Source organism: Streptomyces sp. 13-12-16 (assembly GCF_002114215.1).
Lineage (GTDB): Bacteria > Actinomycetota > Actinomycetes > Streptomycetales > Streptomycetaceae > Streptomyces.
The window spans coordinates 15,179-21,925 of record NZ_NCTE01000811.1 but is presented as its reverse complement, the minus strand read 5'-3'; the positions used below and the strand labels follow the sequence as shown (position 1 = coordinate 21,925).

Genomic DNA, 6,747 nt, shown 5'->3' with positions numbered 1-6,747 from the left:
CCCCCCGCCCACCCACAGCACAGCCGCACAACGCAGCCACACCGCAAGCCGCACTACGCAGGTTCCTTCAACCGCCGAACCTCCGCCAGCACCGCCGCCACCGCATCACCCTCACGCGGCCCCGCGATCACCTCACACCCGGGAAGCAGCCGGGCCAACGTCTCCGTGACCCCGTCGACCCCGTGCCGCGCCCCCGTGACGACGAACCGCCGCCTCCGCCGCCCCAGTTCCCCCGCGGCCCGCCGCAGCCGCACATCGTCCAGGTACACCAGGTGCGCGTGCGCCAGCCACGGCGCCGCCCCCCGAGCCCCCCGCGCCAGCCGCGTCCCGTCCTCCCCGACCGACACCAGGCACACCGACTCCTCGCACACCCCCGTGGACTCCCAGCTCACGACCGGAACCGGAGCCCCGGCCACCAGATCCCCCCGCGACCGGTACGGCCGTACGACGGTCCCCACCCGGATGTGGAACGGCCGGTCCGCACCGGCCGCCTCCCGCACCACCGCCCGCGTCTCGGCGTCACCGCAGGGCACCGCCAGCGTCACCCCCGTCAGCCGCCGCAGCACCGGATAGTCCTCCAGGAAACCGGCGTACGGTGTCACCACCGTGGCGCCCGCCTCCAGATAGCGGGTGAGCAGTCCGAGGCTGCCCGCCGTACCGAGGCCGGCGCGCGCGGGGCCGGTGCAGACGAACGGCCGGAAGCCGGCGGTGACCAGCCCCGACACCACGTCCACCATGGCGGAGGCGGCACGCGGCAGCCCGAAGAAGCGGTCCGGGTGGGCCAGTTCGAAGGGATGACCCGCTCCGACGGGCGTCGCCGCGAGGCACACCACGCGACCGTCGTGCGCGGCGAGGGCGGTGAGCTCCTCGCGGTAGGCGTCGTACCCGGAGAGTGACATCGCCTCCTCCTCAGTGGATCTCCAGCAGCAGGTGCTCGACGAGGTCGTCCCCGTACTCGCCCTCCAGTACGGTCGTCGACCGCGCCGTGCGCAGCTCGCGCCCGCACACCCCGGCGATCCGGTGCAGCTCCGCCACGTCGCCGCGGCTGCTGAAGTGCAGCAGCGCCACCCCGCCCGGAGCGAGCCGCTCCGGGGCCTGCAGCAGATAGCGGTGGTGCGCGCGGTACCCGGGGTCGACATAGGCGTACTCGTGCAGCGAGCGGTAGAGGTAGTCCTGCGGCGCCCGTACGTAGTTGGAGCTCCAGAAGATCGTGTCGAACCGCTCGTCGCCGAGCGCAGAGAACAGGTCGCTGTGCACGGCGCGCACCCGCGCCCCGTGCCGGTCGGCGTTGGTCGTGGTGTTCTCCACCGCGCGCGGATTGATGTCCGCCGCCACCACCGGGGAGCGGCCCGCCAGCGCGGCGAGCACCGCCGCCACGCCGGCCCCGCAGCCGATCTCCAGGAACGAACCCCCCTGACCGCCCTCCGCGTTCCCCGTGAGACCCAGGAACTCCAGCGCCACCTCGGTCGACGGCGAGTAGACCGGCGCGAACACCTCGTCCACCAGGTCCCAGTCGCGTCCCGCGAGGGTGAACTCCTTCGGCCGGTCACCGCGGTGCAGCGACCGGCGGCTGCGCTCCAGGGAGCGTTCGAAGCTCCGTAACCGCTCCTGCCCGTCGGACGCGGACACGTCCCGCTCCAAGATCGGCGACGCGTCACTGTGGTCGTACGACACTCGGTTCCCCCTGTCGATACGGAACTGTCGCGGCTGCCCCCGAGCGGCGGCCGTACGACGATGCTGTCCAACGGGGGTCGTACACATAAGGTGTTCGGACAACCACCTTGCGCACCGACGCGGTGCCTGGACCACCCGTCACCCCGGTGACCTGCTGCGACCGGGCGGTGGAGCGGGGCGGACGACCCCGTTCCCGCCATTGTTGACGGTGGTGGCGCGCACAATTTAGGTTCACCAGGGCCCGTTTGTAGACACTCGCGTCTTCTCCCGGGCGCGCTTGGGGGGTGAGTGAGGGTGGCGGACGCGGACCATCTGGTCTCCGACGGGTTGCTCAGGCTGCTCGAGCTGCTGGCCATGGAGGCGCCACCGCAGCGGTTCGACGGCCTCACGGAACAGGCGCGGGTCGCCGGCGCGTCCACCGAGGCGGTGGCCGTGCTCGACCGGGCCGCCGGGCTCGCGCTGGACATCCACGGCCTGTTCGCCCGCCGCCAGCAGCGCGAGGCGGGCCTGTCGGCGCTCGTGGACACCGCCCGCGAACTCACGCTCCCCTACGACGTGGACGCCCTGCTCCGGGTCATCGCCCGGCGCGCCCGGCTGCTGCTGGGCTTCGACATGGCCTGGGTGAGCCTCACCGACCGGGCCGACGGCCGCTCCTACGTGGTGAGCGCCGACGGGCACGCCAGCAGCATCACCGTCGGCTTCGCGGTGCCGTCGATCGGCGGGGTGGGCAACGCGGCGGCGATCCGCTCCGCGCCGTTCTGGACCCCCGACTACCTCGCCGACCGGCGGTTCGAGCACGACTCGGCCATCGACGAAGTGGTGCGGGAGGAGGGGCTGCACGCCCTGATGGCGGTGCCGCTGAAGGAGGGGCACTCCGTCGTCGGCGCGCTGTACGTCGCCGACCGCGGGGTGCGCCACTTCACCCCGGACGAGATCACCCTGATGTCGTCCCTGGGAGACCTGGCCGCCCTGGCCATCAAGAAGGCCCGGCTGCTGACCCAGGCGCACGACGAGATAAGCGAGCTGGAGCGGGACACCTCCCGGGCCCTCGGCTCCTCCTCCGCGGCCCGGCGGCTGAACCGGGTCCACTCCCGGCTGATCGACCTGGTGCTGCACGGCTGCGAACTGGAGGAACTGGTCGCCCACGCCGCCGCCGAACTCGGCAGCCCCCTCATGGTGCGCGACGCCGTCGGCTCCACCCTGATGGTGTCGGAGGGGTTCCCCGAGGTCGACGAGTCCGAGCTGTTCCAGCGCACCCTGGACGTGCACGCCGAGCGGTCCCCGATCCGCTCCTCCGGCGGCCTGTGGCTGTGCCCGGCCATCGCGGGCAAGGAGATCCTGGGCACCCTGGTCCTCGCCCCCGGCCCCTGGCCCGCCCCCGACCGGGTGCGGCTGCTGGAGGCCGCCGCCCAGTCCACGGCCGTACTGCTGCGGATCCAGGCCTCCGCGGCGGCGGCCGAGGGCGCGGGCCGCGACGAGCTGCTGCGCGAACTGCTCGGCGACTCCCCGCGCGCGCCCGAACAACTCGCGTTACGCGCCCGCCGGCTGGGTGTCGCACTGGACGAACCGCACGTCGTGCTGGTGGTCCGTCCCGAAGGCGGCCCCCAGGGCAGGGTCCTGGTCTGGGCCTCCTCCTACGTCCACCGCCACGCCGGCCTGAAGACCACCGCCGACGGCTGTCTCGTCCTGGTACTGCCCGGCACCGACCCGTCCACCGCCGCGCGGCACGCCTCCGACACGCTGAACGCGGTCATCGGCCACCCGGTGACGGTCGGCTCGGCGGGCCCGGTCGCGCACCCCGGAGCCATCCACCGCACCTACGCCGAGGCCCGGCGCTGCCTCGACGCGCTCACCGCCCTCGGCGGCACGGGCGGTACCGCCTCCCTGCGCGAGCTCGGCTTCCTCGGCCTGCTGCTCGCGGACACCCCGGACACCTCGGCGTTCATCGCGGGCACCATCGGCCCGGTCCTGGAGTACGACGAACGGCAGGCCACCGAACTGACCCGGACCCTGGAGGCGTACTTCACCTCCGGCGGCTCACCGAGCCGTGCCGCGGAGAGCCTGCACGTCCACCCGAACACCGTCTCCCGCCGCCTGGAACGCATCACCGACCTGCTCGGCCCCGGCTGGCAGGAACCCCTCCAGGCCGTAGAGGTCCAACTGGCCCTCCGCCTGCGCCGCACCCGCCACACGGTGCGCAACCACACGGTCCTCCCGCACGACGAACTGCCCTGACCCCCGGCCCGCGACGCCCGCTGCGGCCTCCGGCCGTGCCGAGCTCCGGGATCACGCCGACGGGTACGGTCCGCAACGACCGGACGGACGTCCGGCACACGGGCGACCGGGGCCCCGCACCGGGAAACCGGCCACCGGTCTCCCGTCCGCCTTCCCGTGGAGTCAGTGCCGGTGGTCGTCGTCGCCGTGCTCCTCGCCGGCCGTCGGCTCCGGTGTGCCGGCGGGGGCGGTCTCCCCGGTGCGGACGGTGAAGGCCGCGGTGCGGACGGTGCCGTCGTGCTGGAAGTCGAGGAAGAGGCGGTACGTCCCGGGGGTGGGCGCGGTGGCGGTGAAGGAGACGTCGGGGCCGGGTGCGGTGGTGCCGTCGCCGGGTTCGCCGTTCGGGTGGACGTGGAGGTAGGCGAGGTCACCGGAGCGCAGGGCGACCAGGTGGCCGTATGCGCCGAGGTAGGGCTCCAGGTCGGTGACCGGGCGGCCGTCGCGGCTGACGCTCAGGGTCAGTTCGGAGGCCTTGCCGGGGCGCAGGTCACCGCGGAGCGCGACGGTGTAGCCGTCGATCGAGGCGGTGGCGGCGGGTTCGGGCAGGGCCGGTGCCCGGTAGGTGCCGGAGACGGCGAGGTCCGCGCCCAGGGTGAGGCCGCCGGCGCCTTCGGTGGCCGGGGTGAAGTCGGCGAAGATCCGGTAGGTGCCGGCGGCGGGCAGGTCGACGGGGGTGCTCCAGGTGCCGTCGGCCGCCCGGGTGGGGTGCAGGTGCCGGTAGGTGACCAGGTCGCGCGAGGCGAGGACGAGGTGGAGCTCCTTGCCGTGCTCGCGCCGGTAGGAGGTCACCTGCCGGCCGTCCCGGTCGCGGACGGTGAAGCGGAGTTCGCTCTTCTCTCCCGCGGTCACGCGGGGTGTCCCGAGGTCCAGGGTGTATCCCGCCTGGGAGATCTGCAGGCCCGCGGGGGTCGCGTCCGCGTGTCCGCCGTCGCCGGAGGGCGCCGGGCTCTCGTGTTCCGCGTGGGCCGCGGGCTCCTGGTCCGGCGCGGCGGGGTCGACCGCCGCGCCGACGCCGTAGGCGGTGCCGAAGGTGGCCGCGAGCGCGGCGGCGAAAGCAGTGATCCTCATACCGGTGTTCATGACGTGCCCTCTCGTGCGGGTGTCGTGTCGCCGCTTCTGCTGGACTGAACTCCGACTATATACCCCTGGGGGGTATAGGCAAGCGGGGGCGTCGATGTTTGCCAAACATACCCCTGGGGGGTATACATGACTGGCGTCGGCGGTACTCCCCGGGGGTACGCCGTCACCCCGTCCCGTCCCATCTCGTCCAGGAGGAACCATGTCCTGCTGCACCCCTGACGGCAGCTGCTCCACCGGCACCGCCACCGCCACGGCGGCCGAGGGCACCGCCACCGTCTACGACGTCTCCGGAATGACCTGCGGGCACTGCAAGGCCACGCTCACCAAGGAGATCGGCGCCCTGGACGGTGTCCTGGCGGTCGACGTCGACCTCGCGGCCGGCCGGGTCACCGTCACCACGGCGGGTGAACCCGACGACGCGCTGCTGGCCGAGGTCGTCGACGACGCCGGCTACGAGCTCACCGGCCGCGCGGCCTGAAGGGCCCGCACCCCGGCCGGGCCCGCCCGAGGGCCCGGCCCCTCCTCCGTACTTTCCCTCCGTCCTGATCAGCCCGAGGAGCAGCAATGGCCACCACGGTCCCCGACACAGCCGAGGTCGAACTCGCCATCGGCGGCATGACCTGCGCCTCGTGCGCCGCCCGGATCGAGAAGAAGCTCAACCGGATGGACGGGGTCACCGCCACCGTCAACTACGCGACGGAGAAGGCCAAGGTCCACTACAGCGGTGACGTGTCCGTCCCGGAGCTGATCGCCACGGTCGAGGCGACCGGGTACACCGCCCGCGAACCCGAGCCGGTGCGCACCGGGCCCGAGCCCGGCACGGAGGGCGCCGAGCCCGCCGACGAGCTCCGGCCGCTGCGGGAGCGGCTGGTCACCGCCGTACTGCTGGCCGTCCCCGTCATCGCGATGGCGATGGTGCCGGCGCTGCAGTTCGAGTACTGGCAGTGGCTGTCGCTGACGCTGGCGGCACCCGTGGTGACGTACGCCGCCTGGCCGTTCCACAAGGCCGCCCTCACCAACGCCCGGCACGGCGCGGCCACCATGGACACGCTGATCTCGGTCGGCACGTCGGCGGCGTTCCTGTGGTCGCTGTGGGCTTTGTTCTTCGGCACCGCCGGCACGCCCGGCATGACCCACCCCTTCGAGCTGACCATCGCCCGCAGCGACGGCGCCGGGAACATCTACCTGGAGGCCGCCGCCGGGGTGACCGCCTTCATCCTCGCCGGCCGCTACTTCGAGGCCCGCTCCAAGCGCAAGGCCGGGGCCGCGCTGAAGGCCCTGCTGGAGCTGGGCGCCAAGGACGTCACCGTGCTGCGCGGAGGCCGCGAGGAGCAGGTCCCGGTCGGGGAACTGAGGGCCGGGGACCGTTTCCTGGTCCGTCCGGGCGAGAAGATCGCGACCGACGGCACGGTCGTCGAGGGCACCTCGGCCGTCGACGCGTCGATGCTCACCGGCGAGTCGGTGCCGGTCGAGGTCGGCGTCGGGGACGCGGTCACCGGTGCGACCGTGAACGCGGGCGGCCGGCTGGTGGTCGAGGCGACGCGGGTCGGCGCGGACACCCAGCTCGCGCGGATGGCGAAGCTGGTCGAGGACGCGCAGAACGGCAAGGCCGCCGCCCAGCGGCTCGCCGACCGCATCTCCGGGGTCTTCGTGCCCGTCGTCATCGCCCTGGCGCTGGGCACCCTGGGCTTCTGGCTCGGCAACGGCGCGGGCCTGACG

General features: G+C 73.4%; 6 protein-coding genes. 3 read left to right on the top strand and 3 right to left on the bottom strand.

From position 1 onward, the window contains the following. Nucleotides 1-53 precede the first annotated feature (53 nt). Entirely contained in the window at nucleotides 54-899 is an 846-nt protein-coding gene (locus tag B7767_RS29495; protein WP_085574820.1) for a hypothetical protein, read from the bottom strand. 10 nt (nucleotides 900-909) lie between these two features. Further along, on the bottom strand, nucleotides 910-1,629 hold the full coding sequence (locus tag B7767_RS29490) for a methyltransferase (protein WP_256923616.1): 720 nt from the start codon (nucleotides 1,627-1,629) through the stop codon (nucleotides 910-912). Between the two features lie 339 nt (nucleotides 1,630-1,968). Between B7767_RS29490 and B7767_RS29485 the strand changes: the two genes are divergently transcribed. Then, nucleotides 1,969-3,909: a GAF domain-containing protein gene (locus B7767_RS29485; RefSeq protein ID WP_256923615.1), complete on the top strand. Its 1,941-nt coding sequence runs from the start codon at nucleotides 1,969-1,971 to the stop codon at nucleotides 3,907-3,909. Nucleotides 3,910-4,071: 162 nt separating this feature from the next. On the opposite strand, the gene B7767_RS29480 is transcribed toward B7767_RS29485, so the two are convergent. After that, entirely contained in the window at nucleotides 4,072-5,028 is a 957-nt protein-coding gene (locus B7767_RS29480) for a hypothetical protein (RefSeq protein WP_085574818.1), read from the bottom strand. Nucleotides 5,029-5,227: 199 nt separating this feature from the next. On the opposite strand from B7767_RS29480, the gene B7767_RS29475 reads away from it, so the two are divergent. Together B7767_RS29475 and B7767_RS29470 are read left to right on the top strand one after the other, a co-directional pair. Further along, the gene (locus B7767_RS29475; protein ID WP_085574817.1) at nucleotides 5,228-5,506 is read left to right on the top strand and encodes a heavy-metal-associated domain-containing protein; all 279 of its coding nucleotides are present in this window, start codon (nucleotides 5,228-5,230) and stop codon (nucleotides 5,504-5,506) included. Nucleotides 5,507-5,592: 86 nt separating this feature from the next. Beyond that, on the top strand, nucleotides 5,593-6,747 hold a 1,155-nt coding region (locus tag B7767_RS29470), incomplete at its 3' end, for a cation-translocating P-type ATPase (RefSeq protein ID WP_143652690.1).